General features: G+C 34.8%; 18 protein-coding genes. 12 read left to right on the top strand and 6 right to left on the bottom strand.

Annotated features, from left to right (window positions below):
* Window positions 1–29 precede the first annotated feature (29 nt).
* Genes FD18_RS06415 through FD18_RS06425 form a run of 3 tightly spaced genes read left to right on the top strand, consistent with a single transcriptional unit; the run spans window position 30 to window position 3,123 of the window.
* Complete coding sequence (locus FD18_RS06415) at window positions 30–758, top strand: hypothetical protein (RefSeq protein ID WP_057719123.1); 729 nt, start codon at window positions 30–32, stop codon at window positions 756–758.
* On the top strand, window positions 758–1,735 hold the full coding sequence (locus FD18_RS06420; protein ID WP_057719124.1) for a hypothetical protein: 978 nt from the start codon (window positions 758–760) through the stop codon (window positions 1,733–1,735). The genes FD18_RS06415 and FD18_RS06420 overlap by 1 nt, the downstream gene beginning before the upstream one ends.
* Window positions 1,735–3,123 (top strand): RsmB/NOP family class I SAM-dependent RNA methyltransferase, encoded by a 1,389-nt coding sequence (locus tag FD18_RS06425; RefSeq protein ID WP_057719125.1) that lies wholly within the window; start codon window positions 1,735–1,737, stop codon window positions 3,121–3,123. Before FD18_RS06420 ends, FD18_RS06425 begins: the two co-directional genes overlap by 1 nt.
* A 35-nt stretch (window positions 3,124–3,158) precedes the next feature.
* Here the strand turns inward: FD18_RS06425 and FD18_RS06430 are convergent, their stop codons facing one another.
* Window positions 3,159–3,485: a heavy metal-binding domain-containing protein gene (locus tag FD18_RS06430; protein ID WP_057719126.1), complete on the bottom strand. Its 327-nt coding sequence runs from the start codon at window positions 3,483–3,485 to the stop codon at window positions 3,159–3,161.
* 121 nt (window positions 3,486–3,606) lie between these two features.
* On the opposite strand from FD18_RS06430, the gene FD18_RS06435 reads away from it, so the two are divergent.
* Entirely contained in the window at window positions 3,607–4,419 is an 813-nt protein-coding gene (locus FD18_RS06435) for a Cof-type HAD-IIB family hydrolase (protein ID WP_057719608.1), read from the top strand.
* 62 nt (window positions 4,420–4,481) lie between these two features.
* On the opposite strand, the gene FD18_RS06440 is transcribed toward FD18_RS06435, so the two are convergent.
* The gene (locus tag FD18_RS06440) at window positions 4,482–6,077 is read right to left on the bottom strand and encodes an Mbeg1-like protein (RefSeq protein WP_057719127.1); all 1,596 of its coding nucleotides are present in this window, start codon (window positions 6,075–6,077) and stop codon (window positions 4,482–4,484) included.
* A 945-nt stretch (window positions 6,078–7,022) separates the two neighbouring features.
* On the opposite strand from FD18_RS06440, the gene FD18_RS06445 reads away from it, so the two are divergent.
* Complete coding sequence (locus tag FD18_RS06445) at window positions 7,023–7,397, top strand: FAD-binding protein (RefSeq protein ID WP_057719128.1); 375 nt, start codon at window positions 7,023–7,025, stop codon at window positions 7,395–7,397.
* A gap of 58 nt (window positions 7,398–7,455) precedes the next feature.
* Here FD18_RS06445 and pyrE read toward each other — a convergent pair whose 3' ends face one another.
* Both pyrE and pyrF read right to left on the bottom strand, forming a co-directional pair.
* Window positions 7,456–8,094, bottom strand: a complete 639-nt coding sequence (gene pyrE / locus FD18_RS06450) for an orotate phosphoribosyltransferase (protein ID WP_057719129.1) — start codon at window positions 8,092–8,094, stop codon at window positions 7,456–7,458.
* Between the two features lies 1 nt (window position 8,095).
* On the bottom strand, window positions 8,096–8,803 hold the full coding sequence (gene pyrF, locus FD18_RS06455; protein WP_057719130.1) for an orotidine-5'-phosphate decarboxylase: 708 nt from the start codon (window positions 8,801–8,803) through the stop codon (window positions 8,096–8,098).
* A gap of 250 nt (window positions 8,804–9,053) precedes the next feature.
* On the opposite strand from pyrF, the gene FD18_RS06460 reads away from it, so the two are divergent.
* The 7 genes from FD18_RS06460 (at window position 9,054) to pyrR (FD18_RS06490) (ending at window position 17,904) form a co-directional block, all read left to right on the top strand.
* Window positions 9,054–9,977 (top strand): dihydroorotate dehydrogenase, encoded by a 924-nt coding sequence (locus tag FD18_RS06460; RefSeq protein ID WP_057719131.1) that lies wholly within the window; start codon window positions 9,054–9,056, stop codon window positions 9,975–9,977.
* Between the two features lie 168 nt (window positions 9,978–10,145).
* Window positions 10,146–10,688: a bifunctional pyr operon transcriptional regulator/uracil phosphoribosyltransferase PyrR gene (gene pyrR, locus FD18_RS06465; RefSeq protein ID WP_057719132.1), complete on the top strand. Its 543-nt coding sequence runs from the start codon at window positions 10,146–10,148 to the stop codon at window positions 10,686–10,688.
* 147 nt (window positions 10,689–10,835) lie between these two features.
* Window positions 10,836–11,792 carry an aspartate carbamoyltransferase catalytic subunit gene (locus FD18_RS06470; RefSeq protein ID WP_057719133.1) on the top strand — a complete coding sequence of 319 codons (957 nt, stop codon included), beginning with the start codon at window positions 10,836–10,838 and terminating at the stop codon, window positions 11,790–11,792.
* Window positions 11,792–13,069, top strand: a complete 1,278-nt coding sequence (locus FD18_RS06475; RefSeq protein ID WP_057719134.1) for a dihydroorotase — start codon at window positions 11,792–11,794, stop codon at window positions 13,067–13,069. The genes FD18_RS06470 and FD18_RS06475 overlap by 1 nt, the downstream gene beginning before the upstream one ends.
* Entirely contained in the window at window positions 13,066–14,154 is a 1,089-nt protein-coding gene (locus FD18_RS06480) for a carbamoyl phosphate synthase small subunit (protein ID WP_057719135.1), read from the top strand. Before FD18_RS06475 ends, FD18_RS06480 begins: the two co-directional genes overlap by 4 nt.
* Complete coding sequence (gene carB / locus FD18_RS06485; protein ID WP_057719136.1) at window positions 14,147–17,335, top strand: carbamoyl-phosphate synthase large subunit; 3,189 nt, start codon at window positions 14,147–14,149, stop codon at window positions 17,333–17,335. Before FD18_RS06480 ends, carB begins: the two co-directional genes overlap by 8 nt.
* A gap of 32 nt (window positions 17,336–17,367) precedes the next feature.
* Window positions 17,368–17,904, top strand: coding sequence for a bifunctional pyr operon transcriptional regulator/uracil phosphoribosyltransferase PyrR (pyrR, locus tag FD18_RS06490; RefSeq protein ID WP_057719137.1), 537 nt, complete (start codon window positions 17,368–17,370; stop codon window positions 17,902–17,904).
* 51 nt (window positions 17,905–17,955) lie between these two features.
* Here pyrR (FD18_RS06490) and FD18_RS06495 read toward each other — a convergent pair whose 3' ends face one another.
* Both FD18_RS06495 and ppc read right to left on the bottom strand, forming a co-directional pair.
* Complete coding sequence (locus FD18_RS06495; RefSeq protein ID WP_057719138.1) at window positions 17,956–18,504, bottom strand: cysteine hydrolase family protein; 549 nt, start codon at window positions 18,502–18,504, stop codon at window positions 17,956–17,958.
* A gap of 22 nt (window positions 18,505–18,526) precedes the next feature.
* A complete protein-coding gene (ppc, locus tag FD18_RS06500) occupies window positions 18,527–21,265 on the bottom strand; it encodes a phosphoenolpyruvate carboxylase (RefSeq protein ID WP_057719139.1) in 2,739 nt (912 codons plus the stop codon).
* Window positions 21,266–21,286: the final 21 nt, after the last annotated feature.

Consider the following 21,286-nt stretch of genomic DNA (forward strand, 5'->3'; position numbering starts at 1 on the left):
GTAAAATCATTTCATAAGGAAAATATAAAATGAAAAATTATCAAACTAAACTTAATAAATTAGATAAAGAATTAAATTATTTACCTCTTCATAGACAAGTTACCACAATTAATCAGATAATTGCTAGTGTAGAAAGGGGAAAAATTTTATCAAAATCTCCAGATGAACTTGGCTTTTTACCTGATAGCTTAGATATAATGATAGAGAACATTGGTGACAATGTGAAAGCACAGGAAGCCAATAATTTGCTTAATAATTTTCGTAGCTTTCTTTCAAGAGAGTATGGAATATGGTCTTTGCCCAATTTAGAAACTGCAAGGCTCATTAAAGAGGAATATAACATTAAGTCAAGCTTAGAAATTATGGCTGGAAATGCGTATTGGTCAAAGGCCTTAAGTGAAGTTGGAGTAAAAGCAATAGCAAGTGATTCGTTTACTTGGGCTAAAAGTTCAACTACAGGAGAGAATCCAATCTTTAAAACAGAAAATTTGGATGCTCTAGAAGCAATTAAGGCGCATCCTGAGGTAGATTTAATTTTATGCTCGTGGGCACCAAATTTTGGTGATGATGATCTAGCTGTTTTGGATTTTTATCGCAATTTAAATACAAAGCCTGCATTACTTTTTATTGGTGAAAAAGACGGAGCAACTAACTCTGCATCCTTTTGGCAAGAGGCAGAAATTACTATAAATCCAAAAATTAATCGTAGCTTTCGTAGTTTTGATTTCATAAATGAAACGGTGTTTAAGGTAAAATAATGAAAATAAAACGGATTATTCTTTTAATAATTTCTTTTTTAACTTTTTTGGGATTAGGCTTGATTTTGTCACGTCATCAATCTCAAAGGGCTGATCAAGTTTTAAACAATAACGGTTTATCAAGTACTTATTATGTTTTTAACCCTAAAAAGAAACACAATATTAAACAGCTATTGACCCATGTTAATGAAAAGTATTTCCGTGATAAGGTGCAAATCCATTTTGAATCTGATTATATTCCTGATCGAGTATTAATTTGGGCTAACTATAATTTGAAAAGTCAACCTTTAGCCAAGGGTAGTTCACGCTACTTTACTAAAAGTGATTTTACTGGTTCAATTCCGTTTGCTGTTATTTCTGCTGATACGAAAAGTCGAGTAGTAATTCTCCAAAATAATCATTATCTCAAAGAAAATAATGATTACGTCACTATCATCGGTGAGTTAAAAAAGAATAATGAGAGTCAAAATGGACAAGCAGTCTATTATTTATCAACGGGAATTAATCAACCTACTGCTAAAGAATCTATTCTTAACTATAAAGTAGTAGTTGATGGACTAAATAGAAATGAAGCTAATTCCTTGCACCATTATTTAGGTGGTAAGATGCAGGTTGTTGATTTTAGCAAGACTTATAATAAGCAACATGGTATTAGTCCAACTAAAAAGTTAATTGGGGCTATTTTTTGTGCAGTAGTTGCCCTTATAGTTGCTGCACTAGCGGCGATATTAGCTGAAAACCCGGTAAATTTAAAGTTTGTGCCAGGTAAGATTTGGACGCATTTATTAGCAGATTCCGGATTACGTTTCTTTTTAGCAGATGGTCTAATAGTTTTGGTGACTACGTTAGGCTTACAAACTTGGAAATTTTATTCAAATCACAGCCAGCTTTATATCTTATTTTCAATTATTTTTGTAATGCAGATTTTGACTTATGTATTAATGCTATTTTTAATAAAAATTAAGAAGGGAAAATAATGACACTACCAGCTGAATTTATTGAAAAATATCAAAAGTTATTAGGGGAGGAAAGTAATAATTTTTTTGAAGCAATTGATAAGCAAAGTAAGAAGGGCTTTCGTCTAAATCCTTTAAAATATAATTATCAAGATGTTCAATATAGCCTTAAAGAACCAATTGAGTTTACCAGTGATGGTTACTATGGCGGAGTTTCAGGACGGGATAGTGAATGGACGGGTGGTTATGTTTATTCTCAGGATCCGTCTGCAATGTATCCTGCAGTTGCCCTTGATGTAAAACCTGGCGATATAGTGCTTGATTTATGTGCGGCTCCAGGTGGAAAATCAACTGCTCTAGCAAGTGCACTTAGAAATGAAGGAGTTTTAGTAGCTAATGAAATTTCTAGAAGTAGGGCAAAAGATTTAAGAGAAAATCTTGAACGTTGGGGTGCAACTAATGTAGTTGTTACAAATGAAAGTCCTGATCGTTTAGCTAAAAAATTACCAGCTTTTTTTGATAAGATTTTAATTGATGCGCCATGTTCTGGTGAAGGAATGTTTAGAAAAGATCCAGACGCAATGCAATATTGGTCTCAAGAGTATGTTATAACTTGTCAAACTCGACAAAAAGAAATTTTAGCTGAAGCAATGAAGATGTTAAAGCCAGGTGGTGAAATAGTTTATTCTACTTGTACTTATTCGCCTGAAGAAGATGAAGAAATTGTTGCTTGGCTGGTAGAAAATTATAATTTAAAGGTTGAACCACTTAAATTATTTAAAGGGATGTCTTCGGGAAGACCAGACTGGACTGGTTCTAATCTACCTGATCTAAAAGAAACTGTACGCCTATGGTTTCAAAATGGAGTTGGTGAAGGACAATTTGTAGCACGTTTAAGAAACACTGAGAAAAATAGTAATAATGAGTCTAAAACTGAGAAAAGGAAGAAAAAGCGGCAAAAAAAGACTACAGTTACACGTTTAAATAAAGAAGAAATTGCGACTGTAGAAAAGGTAATAACTAATTTTGTTTTACCAACTGGTTTAGAAAATTGGCAAAAAGAAGTTTTACAGAGTAATGGCCATGTTTTTGTTCCAGCGCTTGATCCAGAAATTTTAAATGACTTACATATTTTAAATAATGGAGTGGAATTAGGCTTACTTAAAAAGAAACGTTTTGAGCCAAGTCATCAATTAGCAGAGGTTTTGGGACAAAAAGAGCAGAGACAACTAATTAATTTTGAGGATAAGGCAAATTATGAACGGTATTTACATGGTGAAACCATTAAGGTAGACAGTAAACTACGTGGCTTTGTTTTAGTAGCTTATCGAAATCATATTTTTAGCTTTGGAAAAATTGGAAATGATCAAATTTTGAAGAATTTTTATCCAAAAGGCTTAAGAAAGTAAAAGAGGACCGGTCAAGTATGACCAGTCCTTTTAAATTAGTCGATAAATTTTACTGCAGTTCCATATGCTACTACTGACTGCATGTCACCTGCAATTGATCCTGAGTCAAAGCGCATCATGACTACAGCGTCAGCTCCCATTTCTTTTGCGTTTTGACGAAGGCGGTTAATAGCTTTATCTCTTGATTCAGTTAACATTGAAGTATAAGCTTTGATTTCTCCACCAACAATGCTTTTTAAACCAGCTCCAAAATTACGAATTGCATTTTTTGATTGCGTGGTAACACCGAATACCTCACCGATGATTTCATATTTTTGATTAGGGATATTTTCTGTAGTAGTTACTAAAAGTTGATCTGCCATTTTTATTCCTCCTAGAAAGATTTTCTTAATTATACTTAAGTGGTAGTCCTAGGGCAATAATTTTGTATAATGAAAAAGATAAAGAAAAATTTTGATGATTGACATTATTGAGGCTAAAGACATGTGTAAAATAAAAATGATTGCAATTGATGTTGATGGAACTTTACTGAATTCTAAAAAGGAATCGACTAAAAAAGTAAAGGATACCATTTTAAGAGCGCAAAGTGCAGGAATAAAAGTTGTAATTGCTACAGGACGTCCTTTAAGTGGTATAAAGCCGCTTTTAAATGAATTAAACTTAGCCAACCAAAAGGATCAATATGTAATTTGCTTTGGTGGTGGAGTAGTAGAAACCACTTCTGAAAATATTTTACTTGAAAAGACTTTAACTTATGATGACTATGTAGATTTAGAAGCAATTTCTCTTAAGTTAGGGCTACATTTTCATGCTTCTACTCCTGATAGAATTTATACTGCTAATCGAGATATTGGCGATTATACTTTATATGAAGCAAATTTGGTCAACCTGGGTATTTCTTATCGTACACCAGCTGAAATGAAGAAAATAAAAATAGTAAAATGTATGTATGTTGATGAACAAGAATTGTTAGATCATAAGATTGCTGATCACACGCCGTTTGCACATTTAGATAATCAAATTGCTTTTACGAAAACAGCACCATTTTATTATGAAGCTAATCCTAAGGGAGTTTCTAAAGGAAGTGCGTTAAGATTTCTTTGTCAGAAATTAAATTTAACTAGTGAAAACTTAATGGCTATAGGTGATGAAGAGAATGATTTAAGTATGATTAAATATGCTGGAGTTGGCGTAGCAATGGGAAACGCTGTTCCAGCTGTAAAACAAGTTGCTCAAGTCATAACAGAAGATTGTGATCATGATGGAGTAGCAAAGATAATCGAAAAGTATATTTAGATAATACAAATATAAAAAAACGGGATTGATCTTAAATCTGATCAATCCTGTTTTTTATATTATTAGCGATGCTTCGGTGGCATCTTTAGTTTTCTCTGTTTAAACAGTTCCATTATTAATTGGAAGAGCCCGTAGACAATTAATAAAATACCTAAAATAATAACTGTTTGTCGACTAAAATAATCTGGGTTTACAATTACAATAATTCCAGCGGCAAAAGCAATTAAACTTTCAATGGTATCAACGATATTTCTGAAAATACCATTTTTCTTATTTTTAACTATTACACTACGTAATCGTACATAAGCAAAGCCAATTAAAAAGATTCCTAAAACATAGTGAGCTAAGAAAGTAAGCAAACGATTGTTGGAAATAATCGCAATAGCTAAACCAAATACTATTAGATACGTAATAATGAAAAAGCGCTTAGGCTTAGCTTGCAAATTAGAATTAGCCGCTTCAACAATATGGTATCCGCTCCAGCCGACACAGAAGATAGCGACTAGTACACCAAAAGCGCGGTAAGCATAATCGGGAATCATTAGATCCACAATTCCTAGAATAATTAAAACCCATCCAATAATAGAATTAGGAGTTATAAAGAGTTTTTCTAAATGAGTTGCTTTAATGCTGTGCCAAATTGTTTCCCATAAGCTTCCTAGAACAAATTTAGTTCTTCTAGATGAATCGGTGAGTGAAAAAAGAATTGCTCCAAATCCTCCGAATCCATTTTTATTAAGTTCAGTAATTTTGGTTGCACCGCTGGCTGCAAAAGCATTAAATAAATCGTTAGTAAGAGCTTCTCGCTCTTGTAAATTTGCTTCACCTATCCATTGATTGATGATTTGATTATAGATTTTTGAAGTAGGATTTTGGTGTGTACGAGTGATAAAGTGAGAACCTGATACTTCCCAACTCATAGGATCGTGCTGTGCGAGCTTAGGCCGATCACTAACTAGTATGGTTGGAGCAATATTTTCTGGTTCAAAAAGTCTGCCTACAATACTAAATTCTGGAACATAACGTTTTAGTTTGTCGGTTACTCCATCAACCTGCGTACTTAGACCTGGGCTGTCAAAAGTATAGATGGTTTTAATTTGTTTTTTTAAATTATCAGGTAAATTAACAGCTGCATATTCGGCAAGATTCCCGCCTTTGGAATGGCCAGCTAAGCTGTAAACTTTCTTAGTTGTTTTTAAAATATTAGTTAGATACTTTAAGGCATATTCTTGTGCGCCTGTAGTCCTGAAACTAATTTCGAAGTCTTCTTTCCAGCCCACTAATGAGTCATCAGTTCCGCGAAAAGAAATAAAATTAGTGCCGTTATCAAGACTAATTTTAATGGCAGAAAATTGAATTCGATCAGTTAAAATATCTGTAAAATAAGAAAGTTTAGCATCCCTGAACCGAACTGAATCAGCCATTAGTTTCAGAAGATTCTGATATTTATAATGATCTAAGTTTGGATTAGATGAATTAAAATATTTCTTAGCTGCTTCTTTAATTGATATTTCTTTATTAGAATCAGGAACAATACCGTCAAGATGAATATATGAAAATGTGGCCATCACTAGTGCATCTACTTCGTCAAATGGTCGTACAGAAAGGGAAATATCGCCACGCCATTTTATATAAGACAAAATATTATTTGTATCCATATTTCATCCATCCTCTCTGCTTAATTATTTTTATTATAGAAATAAAAGTTGTATTTTTTGTTAACAAAATGTTAATAAAAAAGAAAACTCTCGTGTTCTTCTTAAGTCTAACACATGCTGAATAAAACGATGAATTAACTTTAGTGGCGCAACTTTTTTAAGAATGAATTGAATTTATAAAATCATAGGTAAGTTTGTTGACATTAATTCGATAAAAGAAACCAACGTCTATAGTAAAATCCCAATTTACTTTTTTAGAATAAATGGTTTACGGAGATCAGCAAGAGGTTGAGGAACTAAAAGAAGTTTATTATTCAATAATGTTTCATTAACTGTGGCACGATTATAGATGGTATAGGTTTGAATATTGATATTTTTACAGTGATCTTGAAGATAATGCTCGATTTTAGGTGTTTTGCTGGAAATATTCTTTTTGATAAGTAAAAGAGTCTGATTATTTAAATCATTAATATTAATGTTTCCCTTTGTAACTAATTTATTTTTTGGTGGAAAACCAATTAAAAGTGGAGAAGTTGCGACTTTTTTTAAATAAAAATTATTGTTATTGTGTTATTATAATTTCTCATAATTTGATTGGTTTCAGAAAAGAGATCCTGTATTTTCTTAGCTTGAATAAAAAATTTTACTAGCTTCGGTTAAATCTACGCCGTGCGAGTTTCTCATAAAAAGAATACAGTCTGTTTTTTCTAATATGTTTATTTGTTGAGCAATAGCTGATTTTTAAATATATAATTTTCGGGCGGCTGCAGAAAAACTTCCCAATTCAGCTACTGTAATGAATGTATTTAATTCTTGAGTATACATGATTTTAAGCCCTTTCAGAGTTAAGTCTAGACTTAACTCTGTGTTTATACAATATAAAAAGTCAACTTTCAGAACTTTTCTATAATAAGGTAATAACCTTAAAAAGAACTTGTCGTAAAAATGAAAGTCAATCCTGAGACCTTAAATAGTGAGGTAGCTCGATATAATAAATTAGTTGAAAAAGGTAAAAATACGGATTTTTATAAGAAACCTAAATTTATGAGTATAAAAGTGCAAAATGGGCCATTTTATGCAATTAGAGCTAATTCAACAACTTTAGGAACTGTTGGTGGTGGCTTAGTTACCGAGAACTTTGAAGCTTTAACTAATAATAGAGATATTATTCCTAGGATTTATGTAGTAGGGAGCAATGCCTCGGGCTTATTTGATTCTTTATATCTGACTATTAAAGGTTTGAGCAACACATTTGCTTGGAATTCAGGAAGAATTGCTGGTGAGAAGGCTAGTGAGTTTGTAAAAAATATTAATAATTAACCAAAAACAGACATAATTGTCATATTTAAACAATTATGTCTGTTTACTTTATTGTTAATTAATTATTGAATTTCTTACTCCAAGCCCATGGATCTTCATGCCAGGTCTTTAAAATATTGTATTGTTTACTGGAAATATGACCGGATTCATTCTCTTTTTTCAGTAATTCTGGATAAGAAAGGAGTGGGGCATATTTTACGTTAGCTTTCTTGAAGTTTTCTTTAGCGTCTGGTAAGTAATATGTGAAAATTGAAGAAACACCAGCAACATGTCCACCGTCTTTTTCTGTGGCCTTAACTGCATTAAGGACTGATCCACCGGTAGTAATTAAGTCATCGATTAAAACGATTTTGTCATTTTCTGAAAAACGTCCTTCAATTTGACGACCTTTTCCATGATCTTTGGGTTTTGGTCTAACGTAAATCATTGGTAGATGCAATTTTTCAGCAACTAAAGCAGCATGTGGAATTCCTGCAGTTGCAACACCGCCAATAATTGTTGCTTCAGGAAATTTTTTAGCAATTAAATTTGCTAAGTCACTAGCGATCATATCACGTAATTCAGGATAGGAAACAGTTAAGCGCAAATCGGTATAAATTGGTGAAAGCATACCGCTTGCGTATGTAAATGGCTTATCAGGTGAAATAGTAATAATTTTTTTTTGAATTAATTGGCTGATAATTTGATTTTTATGCATTCTAGTTGAACTCCTTCTTAATTGCTTCATATGCTGCTTCTGGATTAGTTGCGCGGGTAATGGGACGTCCTACAACAATGGCAGTTGAACCCCATTCTTTTGCTTGGGCTGGTGTAGCTACTCTAGATTGATCATCTTTGGCATTTCCTGCTGGGCGAATGCCAGGAGTTACATATAAAAAGTTGTCACCAACATTTTGACGCAAGCTCTTAACTTCCAGCGGTGAACAAATCACTCCATCAGCGCCAGCCTTTTTAGCAGTTTCAGTTAGACTTAAAACTTGCTGCTCCATTGATAGATTACAATTTTGTTCTTCATGCAGAATTTCATCGGAAATTGAGGTTAATTCTGTAACAGCTAGTAACTTAGGGACATTTTTACCAATAGGAGTGCCAGCAATTAAACCTTCTTTTGCTGCTGTAATCATCTGACTGCCACCAAGAGCATGTATAGTGGTATAAGTGATTCCTAAACTAGCTAAGGCTTTGGCGCCATTATAGACGGTGTTAGGAATATCATTCATTTTTAGGTCTAAAAAAATACGATAGCCTTGTTTAGATAGTTCTTTAACAATTGCAGGACCTTCATTGAAAAAAAGTTCCATTCCAATTTTAATGAAAACATTTTCTGGTTTACCTAACTTAGGTAAGAGTTCATTTAATTTCTTTTCATTGTCTAAATCTAAGGCAACGATAACTGGTCTTGTCATTTTTCCTCCATCAAAAAAGTCTATACCAAGCGCAGAGAGACACTAGGTATAGACTTTTCCAGATAATTTAAGCCAATAATTCTAACTTGCGGTCTCTCTGTACCGTTTAAAGTTTAATCAAAATGAAGTTTAGCACCTTCAGTAAAGAATTACAAATAAAATTTTTAACTTTGAAAAAAATAAAAAAGCGTGTACAATCAATTTTTGAAAAATAATTGAATGTCAGTGAGCATTCGTTTTGGAGGAAAATATGATTAATACGCATGTAAAATTACCTGGTTTAGATTTAAAAAATCCAGTTATGCCAGCAAGTGGCACTTTTGGTTTTGGAGATGTTCCAGCAGCCAAGAAGTTTGATTTAAATGATTTAGGAGCAATGGTTATTAAGACCGCGACTCCTCGTGCAACAACTGGTAATCCTCAACCGCAAATAGCTGTTTTAGATACTGGAGTTTTAAACTCAGTTGGATTAACAAATCCTGGAGTTGATGCGGTAATTGCTGATAAATTGATACCCTTGCGTAAGAAGTATCCTGACTTACCCATCATGGCTAGTGTTGGTGGCGAGGATGAGGTAGGTTATGTTGAAGTAGCAAAAAAATTATCTGAGTCAGGTTTAGTTAATGCTTTAGAAATTAATGTTTCTTGTCCCAACGTAAACGAAGGCGGAATGAGTTTTGGCGTTCATCCAGATATCGTTGAATCGTTAACTACGAAAATTAAGACAGTAACTAATGTTCCCATTTATGTGAAACTAACTCCAAATGTTACTGATATTACACAAATTGCTAAAGCCGCTGAAAAGGGCGGTGCAGATGGTTTATCCCTAATTAACACTCTTTTAGGAATGGATATTGATATTGAAACTAGAAAACCTGTTTTAGGTCACAACGTTGGCGGACTTTCTGGAGAAGCTGTTAAACCAATTGCGCTTAGAATGATTCACCAAGTCCGTCAAAGTACAAGTTTACCAATTATTGGGATGGGTGGAATTAATTCAGCCCAAGATGTAGTTAAATTTATGCTTGCTGGTGCTAATGCGGTTGCTGTTGGGACAGCTCATTTTAAAGACAGTATTGCATCAAAACATATTGCTGATGAATTGCCAAACGAGTTAGAAAAACTAGGTATTGAAGATATTAATGACCTTGTTAATCAAGCTGAATTTAATTAAATTGCTTGACAAAGAAGATAATTTACAGTAATTTTAAAGCAATGAATGTCCTTTAAAATTAGTCCCGTGAGGCTAGCAAGGCAGGCTTAAATTAAGTATGACTTTACTATAAGCTCCTAGTCTCTTTGACTAAGAGCTTTTTTCATGGGTGAAATCAGGAGGTTAAAAATGGCAAAGCAAATTTGGGATGCACTAGCAATGAAGCGTGCATTAACTCGAATTACTTATGAAATTATTGAGCAAAATAAGGGTACTGATAATCTTGTTTTAATTGGAATTAAGACAAGAGGAGTTTATTTAGCTAAGAGAATCCATGACCGAATTCAAAAATTAGAAAATGTTGATGTTCCAATCGATGAGCTAGATATTACTCTTTATCGTGATGATCGTCATGATGCTTCATTGAAACAAGATCCAGTAGTCAATTCTAACCAAATTGACGTTGATATTACCGATAAGAAAGTAATTTTAATTGACGATGTAATTTATACTGGTCGAACAATTAGAGCAGCGATGGATGCTTTGATGGATGATGGACGTCCTAGTTCAATTAAAGTTGCAGTTTTGGTAGATCGCGGTCACCGTGAATTACCAATTCGTGCTGATTTCGTTGGTAAAAATATTCCGACTTCAACTGATGAACAAGTTGCTGTTAACATGGTAGAAAAAGATGGCAAGGATTCGGTTGAACTGAAAACTCTATCAAAATAATTAAGAAATATTAATTTAATAGTCAACCATTTAATTGACTCCAGAGAGGGCCAGAAGGGTTGCTATATTTTTCGTATACAAGAATATGAAAAATAGGCCTGGAGCAATTAAATGCTTCAGGCCTTTTTGCTTTAGAAAGAATAAAAAATGGAAAATTTAAATCTTGTTAGTTTACCAAATTTTGTTAGTGTAGAAAATCTGAGTGTTGAAGAAGTTGAAACTTTAATTAATCAAGCAGAATATTTTAAAAATGGTGGGGCTACACCTAATCTAACAGAGCCCGTTTATATTACTAATATGTTCTTTGAGGATTCAAGTAGAACACATACTAGTTTTGAAATGGCTGAAAGAAAATTAGGTTTAACTGTAATTCCATTTGATCCTGCTCATTCTTCGGTTAATAAGGGAGAGACATTATACGATACATCCCTGATTATGGAAGCTGTGGGAGTGGATATTGAAGTGATTCGTCATTCACAAAATGAATACTATCAAAATTTAATTTATCCGCACTCCCATCAACATTTAGATATTGGAATAATTAATGCTGGGGATGGTAGTGGGCAACATCCAAGTCAGTGCTTGTTAGACATGATGACAATTCATGAACATTTTAAACAATTTAAAGGTCTAAAGGTAGCTATTGTTGGTGATATTACTAATTCCCGGGTTGCTAAAAGTAATATGGAATTACTCCATCGGTTAGGAGCTGAAGTTTACTTTTCAGGACCTGAATATTGGTACTCAAATGAATTTGATAGGTTTGGTAAGTATGAAGAGCTCGATAAGCTGATTCCTGAGATGGATGTGATGATGCTGTTAAGAGTTCAACATGAAAGACACAGTGATGATCCTAATGAAAAGAATTTTGATGCAAAAGCATATCATGAAAAATACGGAATTAATAAGGGGCGCTATCAAGCATTAAAGCCAAATGCAATTATTATGCACCCAGGCCCAATTAACCACGATGTTGAATTAAGTGCAAATTTGGTGGAAAGTGACAAGTGTATGTTTACTCGTCAAATGCAAAATGGTGTGTTTATGAGAATGGCAATGATTGAAGCAGTCTTACGAGGAAGAAAATTAGGAGGACACAAGTAATGACTACTGTAATTAAAAATGGAACTGTGTACCAAAATGGCCACCTAATCAAAGCTGATGTTTTAATCGATGGTCAAAAAATTAAGGCTATTGGAACTGGCCTAGAAGGGGAAGAAACAATTGATGCTAGCGGGATGATAGTTAGCCCAGGCTTAGTAGATGTTCATGTTCACTATCGTGATCCTGGTCAAACCTATAAAGAAGATATCAAAACTGGTAGCCAAGCGGCAGCACGTGGAGGTTTTACAACAGTTGGTGCCATGCCTAATGTAACTCCTGTTCCTAATACAGCTGAATTAATGGAGAAGATGGTTAGAGAAAATCAAAAAAAGGGATTAGTCCATATTCTCCAGTATGGCCCTATTACTAATGATGAAACAACTGATATTATTCCTGACTATGCGGCACTTAAGAAAGCAGGCGCATTTGCATTAAGTAATGACGGACATGGAGTTCAAAGTGCGCAGACAATGTATCTAGCCATGCAAAAGGCGAAAGAAAACAACTTAATTATTGCAGCACATGCCCAAGATGACTCACTTTTTAATAAAGGAATTGTTAATGAAGGAGTAGCAGCTGAAAAATTAGACTTACCACCAGTTACAGAACTTGCTGAGACTACACAAATTGCTCGTGATCTCCTTTTAGCACAAAAAACAGGGGTTCATTACCATATTTGTCATGTTTCGACAAAAACCAGTGTAGAATTAGTTCGTTTAGCAAAAGCACTAGGGATTAAGGTAACGTGTGAGGTTGCACCACACCATATTTTATTGACAGATAGCGATATTCCAGAAGACGATCCTTACTTTAAGATGAATCCACCACTAAGAAGTAAAGAAGATCAAGCAGCTCTTTTAGTTGGGATGCTAGATGGAACAATTGATTTAATTGCTACTGATCATGCTCCCCATGCTAAAGCGGAAAAAGAAGGTAGTATGCGAGAAGCCGCTTTTGGAATTACGGGAAGTGAGACAGCATTTAGTACTCTTTATACTAGATTTGTAAAAGAAGAAAAAGTTTTCACGCTTGAACAATTACTATCCCTTCTTACTGAGAAGCCAGCTGCAGTATTTGGCATAAAAAGCGCAGGTCTTCTTGCACCTGGTGAGAATGCAGATATTGCGATTTTTGATATTGAGCATCAAAAAGAGATTAAAGAAGAAGAGTTTAAGTCTAAAGGAGTAAATACACCATTTACTGGTCATAAGGTATATGGAGAGACAGTGATGACGTTTGTTGATGGTAAAGTTGTATATCAAAGGGGAACAAAATGAAACGCTATTTAATTTTAGAAGATGGTAGTATTTATGAAGGCGAGGATTTTGGCGCTGATTGTGAAAGTAGTGGTGAGGTTGTTTTTACAACAGGGATGACGGGCTATCAAGAAGCAATTACGGATCAAAGTTATGCCGATCAGATTTTGGTTTTTACTAATCCTTTAATTGGAAATTATGGAATTACTTTAGCAGATTATGAATCACTTGAGCCACAAATTAAGGGCGTTATTTGTCACCAAGTAGCACGTCACCCAGACAATTGGCGTATGCAAACAACCTTGCCAAAATTTTTAAAACAATTGAAGATCCCTGGCTTGCAGGGAATCGATACTCGTGAATTGGTTAAGAAATTAAGAATTCACGGTACCCTAAAAGGAAGAATTACTGATTCAAAGGAAAATGCAGTAAGTATTTCTCAAGAATTAAAGCAAAGAAACATTACCCAAGGTGTAATCAACCGTGTTTCAACGAAGAACTCTTATCCAGTACCTGGCTCAAAAAGAAATATAGTTGTTGTTGACTTTGGTATTAAGCACAGTATTTTACGAGAATTAGCAGAGAGAGACTGTAACTGTATTGTCTTACCTTACACTGCAACAGCCGAAGAAATTTTAAATCTTAATCCAGATGGTGTGCTTTTATCAAATGGACCTGGAAATCCAGAAGAAATGCTTATGGCTGCAAAAATGGTCCAAGAAGTTGAAAAACATGTTCCGCTATTTGGAATTTGTATGGGCCATCAAGTCTTTGCACTCGCAAATGGGGCTAGTACCTACAAAATGAAGTTTGGACACCGCGGCTTTAATCATCCTGTAAGAGAAATTGCTACTGGCAATATTGGTTTTACTTCACAAAATCACGGTTATGCGGTAGATCCTAAATCTATTAATAAAGGAAATTTGATGATTACTCATGTTGAAGTAAATGATAGTACAGTTGAAGGATTACGTCATAAAAAATATCCTGCCTTTTCAGTCCAATTTCACCCTGATGCAACCCCAGGACCTCATGATGAAGACTCATTGTTTGATGATTTTATGTCAATGATTGACCAAAGAAAGGAAGAAGAGCGTCATGCCTAAGAGAACAGATATTCATAAGATTATGGTAATTGGTTCTGGTCCAATTATTATTGGCCAAGCTGCAGAATTTGATTATTCAGGAACTCAGGCTTGCTTAGCTCTTCGCGAAGAAGGCTATGAAGTAGTATTAGTTAATTCAAACCCAGCTACGATCATGACTGACACTACTATTGCAGATAAGATTTATATTGAACCCCTAACAGTAGAATCAATCTCAAGAATCATTAGACAAGAATATCCGGATGCAATTTTACCAACGCTTGGTGGGCAAGTTGGATTAAATATGGCTCTTTCATTAGCTAAAACAGGAATTTTAGATGAGTTAAATATTGAGTTATTAGGAACAAGACTTTCTTCGATTGAACAAGCAGAAGATAGAGAGAAGTTTAAAGAGCTATGTAAAAAATTGGGTGAGCCCGTTCCACCATCAACAACTGTTAATACTGTTGAAGAAGCCTTAGAGTTCGGTGATAAAATTGGCTATCCAATTATTGTTCGTCCGGCCTTTACGATGGGCGGAACTGGTGGTGGTATTTGTAATAATCATGAAGAGTTAGCACAGATTGCCAAGAATGGATTAGAACTGTCACCTGTTACTGAATGTTTAATCGAAAAATCAATTGCGGGCTATAAAGAAATTGAATTCGAAGTAATGCGTGATCATGATGATAATGCAATGATTGTGTGTTGTATGGAAAATTTTGATCCAGTTGGAATTCACACTGGTGACTCAATTGTTTTTTCACCTAGTCAAACCTTAAGTGATAAAGAATACCAAATGCTTCGTGATTGCTCTTTACGTTTAATTAGAGCTCTTAAGATTGAAGGAGGCTGTAATGTTCAACTAGCCTTAGATCCTAATAGTTTTGACTATGATGTCATTGAGGTGAATCCACGAGTTTCGCGATCAAGTGCGTTGGCTTCAAAAGCAACAGGTTATCCAATTGCAAAAATGGCCGCAAAAATTGCAATTGGTATGACCTTAGATGAGATTAAAAATCCGGTAACTGGAACAACGTATGCTGAATTTGAACCAGCTTTAGATTATGTTGTCTGCAAAATTCCTCGCTGGCCATTTGATAAGTTTTCTAAGGCCGACCGCACTTTAAGTACCCAAATGAAGGCTACTGGTGAAGTAATGGCAATTGGTCGAACAGCTGAAGAGGCAATGCAAAAGGCGGTAAGGTCCCTTGAAATTGACGAAAAAGATCTCTATTCTGAAGCTGCTCATCATGCAAGTGATGAAGAGATAGAGCAAAAACTAGTTAAAGCGCAAGATGATCGACTCTTTTATTTAGCAGAAGCCTTTCGCAGAGGTTATAGTCTTGAAGATGTCCATGAATTAACCAAGATTAACTTTTATTTCTTAGATATTGTTAGTTACATGGTAGAGATGGAGCAAAATATCCAAGAAAATAAGGATAATCTTGAAACTTTACGTTTAGCTAAGAAATATGGTTTTAGTGATACAGCCATTGCTACTTTATGGAATGAAAGTATTGATCAGATTAGAGACATGCGCAAAAATAATGGGATCATTCCAGTCTACAAGATGGTTGATACTTGCGCAGCAGAGTTTGAATCAAAGACGCCATACTTTTACTCAACTTATGATGGTGAAAATGAATCACATAAGTCTGGTAAAAAATCAGTAATTGTTATTGGTTCTGGTCCAATTAGAATTGGACAGGGTGTCGAGTTTGATTATGCAACTGTTCACTGCGTAAAAGCACTTCAAAAGATGGGCTATGAAGCAATTGTTATTAATTCAAACCCAGAAACTGTTTCAACGGACTTTTCAATTTCTGATAAATTATATTTTGAACCATTAACCTTAGAAGATGTATTGAATGTTTGTGATTTGGAAAAGCCCGAAGGTGTAATTGTTCAGTTTGGAGGACAAACTTCAATTAATTTAGCTGCTGGATTACAAGATCATGGAATTAAAATCTTGGGAACTAGTGTTAAAGATCTTAACCGTGCAGAAGATCGTGAACTATTCGATCAAATCATTAAGAAACTTAAATTAAATCAACCCAAGGGCTTAACAGCAACAACACATGAGGGAGTTATTAAAGCAGCTGAAGAGTTAGGATATCCGGTCTTGGTTCGTCCAAGTTATGTGCTTGGCGGAAAGGCAATGGAAATTGTTTATAGCAAGAGGGAACTTGAGGAATATTTGCATGATCATGTAGATATTGCGGCTGATCACCCAATTTTAGTTGATGATTATTTAGATGGTCGTGAATGCGATGTTGATGCAATTTGCGATGGCAAAGATGTCCTTTTGCCAGGAATTATGGAGCATATTGAGCATGCTGGTGTTCACTCAGGTGACTCAATGGCTGTATATCCTCCACAAACATTTACTGATGACGTCAAAGAGAAAATTATGGATGTTACTCGAAAATTGGCACTTACTCTTAACTGTGTTGGAATTATGAATATTCAGTTTATTATAAGAAATGGCGAAGTTTATGTAATTGAAGTAAACCCTCGTGCAAGTAGAACAGTACCATTTTTGAGTAAAATAACTGGAATTGAAATGGCGCAAGTTGCAACTAAAGTAATTATGGGAGAAAGTCTAGCTCAGCAGGGCTATAGTGATGGACTTGCACCTGAACCAGAAATGATTAGTGTTAAGGCACCAGTCTTTAGTTTTAGCAAGTTGGCTGATGTAGACTCATATCTTGGGCCAGAGATGAAGTCAACTGGTGAAGTAATGGGAAGCGACCATACTTTTGCTAAGGCTCTGTATAAGGCTTTTGCCGGAGCTAAAATGCAGCTACCTGAAAATGGAAATGTTTTATTGACAATTGAAGATAGAGATAAAGAGAAGATTTTACCAATCGCTAAGCGTTTTGCTAGAATTGGCTATCGAATTTTTGCAACAAAAGGGACAGCGGACTTCTTAAAGAATAATGGGTTACATGTTGATCTTGTAACTAAAGTTCATGAAAACGAAAATGCAGATGACAATATCTTAAATGAATTAAGAGAGGGAAGAATTGACTTAGTGATTAATACCATGGGTCATGATATTGAAAAGAATTCTGATGGTTTTATTATCAGACAAATGGCTATTCAACAGAATGTTCCATTACTAACAGCTCTTGATACAGCTGACGCACTCTTAACATCTCTTGAAAACAGATCATTTGCAACAGACGCTTTAAAATAGTAGAAATAATCCCTGATTGAGGAAAAGAGACAATGGTAAAAGAAATTTGGGATAAGCCTGCAATGCAACGAGCTATTGTGAGGATTACATATGAAATTATTGAGAGATATAAGGGAGTAGAGGATCTGGTTTTAGTTGGAATCAAAACTCGTGGGGGTTATTTAGCACGTAGAATTGGAGACCGACTTGAAGAAATTGAGAAGAAGATTGTGCCAGTAGGTGAACTAGATATAACCTCTTATCGAGATGATCGTAGAGTTGATATTAATCAAGAAAAGATTTCAAACTTAGAACCAGAAAATTTAAATATTACTAATAAACATGTTGTATTAGTAGATGATGTTCTTTATACCGGAAGAACTATTCGGGCTGCGATGGATGCTTTGATTGCAACTGGACGCCCAAAGTCAATTGCAGTTGCGGTTTTGGTGGATCGAGGACATCGGGAATTACCAATTAAGGCAGATTTTGTTGGAAAGAACATTCCAACAGCCTTGAGCGAACAAGTAGCAGTTAATGTTGAAGAAATCGATGGTATTGATAGTATTGAGTTAATTAAATTAAAGTAGAAAAAAACTGTATCATTCTGAAAAATCAGATGATACAGTTTTTTTGCCCTATTATTCTATTACTTTTGCGCCTAAGGAATTTTTAAAATGATCCAAGGCCCATTCCTGACCATGTTCAGTAAAGGTAGTAACACCTTTACTTGGAATAGTTAAATCATAGTTTAAATTATAGGCAGCCATAGCCGTATGAAGAACACAAATGTCTGTACATACCCCAGTTAGCCATAAATCGTTAATTTTACGTTCACGTAAGTAATTATCGAGATTAGTATTTTGGAAAGAAGAATAGCGATTTTTGTTAAATTTATATACTCGGTCACTAGACTTGTGAGCTTCATACCAATCTTTTAACTTACCGTATAACTCTTGTCCTGGTGTACCAACAATATTATGTGGTGGGAAGAGCTTATATTCCGGACTAAATGTATCACCGGTATGTCCATCAGTTGGAAAAATTACATAGTCTCCATTATCATAAAATTTATTTGCTAATTCGATTAAATAATCTTCCAAAGCTTGAGCCGGTTTTCCACAGGTAAGAGAACCATTATCTGCAATAAAGTCATTGGTGTAGTCAATAATTAATAGTGCTTTTTTCATATTTTGTCCTTAAAAATTAAAATTATCCCGAATTACGTAAACCAGAAGTTACACCATTAATGGTAATTGGTAAAATGCTTTCGTAAACGCCAGCAATATCGTCGACCCGATCACGTTTGATCATTTCAACTTGAATGTAGTTAAGAATGTTAAAGTATGGCATCCGGTAATTCAAGCTCATTTGAAGGCTTGGATTATCAGCCAACAGCTCCTGATTACCCTCAATTTGAAGGATAACTTCTTTAGTAAGTTTCCATTCTTGGTAGATAGTGTCAAAGACTTTTTTAGTGTCTTCATCTTCACATAAGTCCGCATATTGCTTAGCAATATTCATGTTAGACTTTGATAAAACCATATCTACGTTAGAAAGTAGAGAATGGAAGAATGGCCAGCCCTGATACATCTTTTGTAAAGTATCTAAGTTGTGAGAATCAGCATCGATAAAGTGCTTAAAGGCAGATCCAACTCCATACCAACCTGGGAACATAATTCTACTTTGTGACCAGGAGAATACCCAAGGAATAGCTCTTAAGCCAGAGAAGTCAGTGATTTTCTTTCTTGCAGCTGGGCGAGAGCCAATATTCAAGTTGGAAATTTGCTTAATTGGGGTAGCTTGCAAGAAGTAGTCAAGAAAAGCAGGCGTTTCAAAAACTAATTTGCGGTAAACTTTATTGCTATCAAGTACAATCTTGTCCATTGAAGCACGGAATTCGCCAATGTCGTCTTCGCTTACGATTTGTTTAGAAACAATTCGATCGATTGTTGCTGAAGCGAGCATTTCTAAGTTGTAGTAAGCAGTATCCCGATTACCATATTTATTTTGAATAATTTCACCTTGTTCAGTCATTCTAATTCGGTCATTGATTGAGCCGAAAGGTTGAGCAGTAATAGCTTCATATGAAGGACCGCCCCCTCGACCAACGGTTCCGCCGCGTCCGTGCATAAAAGTAATGTTAAAACCTAATTTTTTACCCATAGCAGTTAAGTCTTTTTGAGCTTTATAAAGGTTCCAGCAAGAAGCTAAGTAGCCACCATCTTTGTTAGAGTCAGAATAACCAAGCATGATTTCTTGATAATCATTTTGAGAAGCGAGCCATTTTTTAACAATATCTAAGTTCAAAAACTCTTTCATGATTTCACGAGAGTTTTCCAAGTCTTCAACTGTTTCAAATAATGGAACTACTTGAATACGGGCTCCTTGGTTATCTAAAAGATCATATTCTTTAAGCATAATTGCTTGCTCTAAGAGATCAGATACACTTTCAGTATGAGAAATAATATGCTGCTTAATAACATCTTCACCAATACGATCTTTAAGTTGACGTGCAGTCTTGTAGATCTTCAATTCTTTTTGAAGTAATTCAGATTTAGGCTTATTATTAGCGTGCAAATTACGTGGATCATTATTTAGTTCGTTAAGTAAGACCTTAATCTTGTCTTTTTCTGGCAATTCACTATAATTGTCACAAATTCCAGCACTCTTGAGTAATTCGGCAACACATGCTTCATTTACACTAGAGTCTTGACGCATGTCAATTGTTGCCAAATGGAAACCAAAAATATCAATTGCTTCTAAAAGCTCAGTGAAGAAGCTTCTAATAACTGCTTGGTCATGGTCTTGTTCAAGTGATTCTTTAATCGTAACTAAATCTGCTTTAAAATCTTGAGGATCATTATAAACAGGGATCTTATCTAAATTCTCTAAGTCGCGCTTTTTAACGAAGCTATTCTTATCAGCTGTACCCAAAAGTTGATATTCAGTGTGAAGTAATCTACTTTCGATATAGTAGAAGGCACGACGATAAGGTTCATTTGTTCTAAATGGTGAGTCATCATTTGAAAGCTCTGAAAGTCTTTCAACAGCCGGGGAAGTCTTCATGTAAGATGTGGACATTGAAATAGTACGGTAAAGTTTATTGAGCTTTTTAATATAATATTCAAAAATTACCTGGCTTTGTAAACTTGCACTTAATTTTAAGGTATCAGCTGTTACATAAGGATTACCGTCACGGTCACCGCCGATCCACATCCCCATCGTGATTGGAGTTGCACCTTTGAGATCTAAGTTATGTTTCTCAGCTAATTCTTGGTAGCGGGCAGTAAACTTAGTAATTGCAGGAATCAAAGCTTTAGGATAGTAGACTAAAACATTGGTAATTTCGTTAGATACTTGTAGTTTGTGACTACGAATAATATCTGTCTGCATTAAAATTTCAATGTAAGCACGGAGTTTTTCAGTCCATTCAGCTTGATTAATTGTTCCATTCTTAACTTCACGGTAGCTACGCAATAAGTTGTGGATTTGATCAGTTAGTTCAAGAACAGTCTTTCTTTGCACTTGAGTAGGGTGCGCGGTTAAAACTGGAACAACATTAACATGTTTCAGTATTTCACTAGCATTTTCTTTTTGAGCAACTAAGTCGATAGTATCTTCAAGCTTACCAAGATAATCCTGATCAGTATTATTGAGTAAGTTAACCTGGCTAGCTAATTCTACATCTTCAGAAATATTTACTAATAAAGGTAAAGTTGCGAAATAACGAGCAACAACAATCATTTCTTGATTTGTTAAGTTAGCAATTCGCTTTTCAAGGGTATCGTAATCTTTTTGAGCAGAAATTTTGATTAAGTCTTGAATTTTATTAAAAATTACATCCCCACTTAATTGACGCGTACTTTCGTTAAGTAGGTTGGTCAAAATTTTAACTTCTTCAGCAACCATTGCATGATCACTGCTATTTTCTAACTTCTTGATAGACATTAAAATGATTCCTCCTTTTTT

The sequence above is a fragment of the Lactobacillus taiwanensis DSM 21401 genome (assembly GCF_001436695.1).
In the GTDB taxonomy this organism is placed as follows: Bacteria; Bacillota; Bacilli; order Lactobacillales; family Lactobacillaceae; genus Lactobacillus; species Lactobacillus taiwanensis.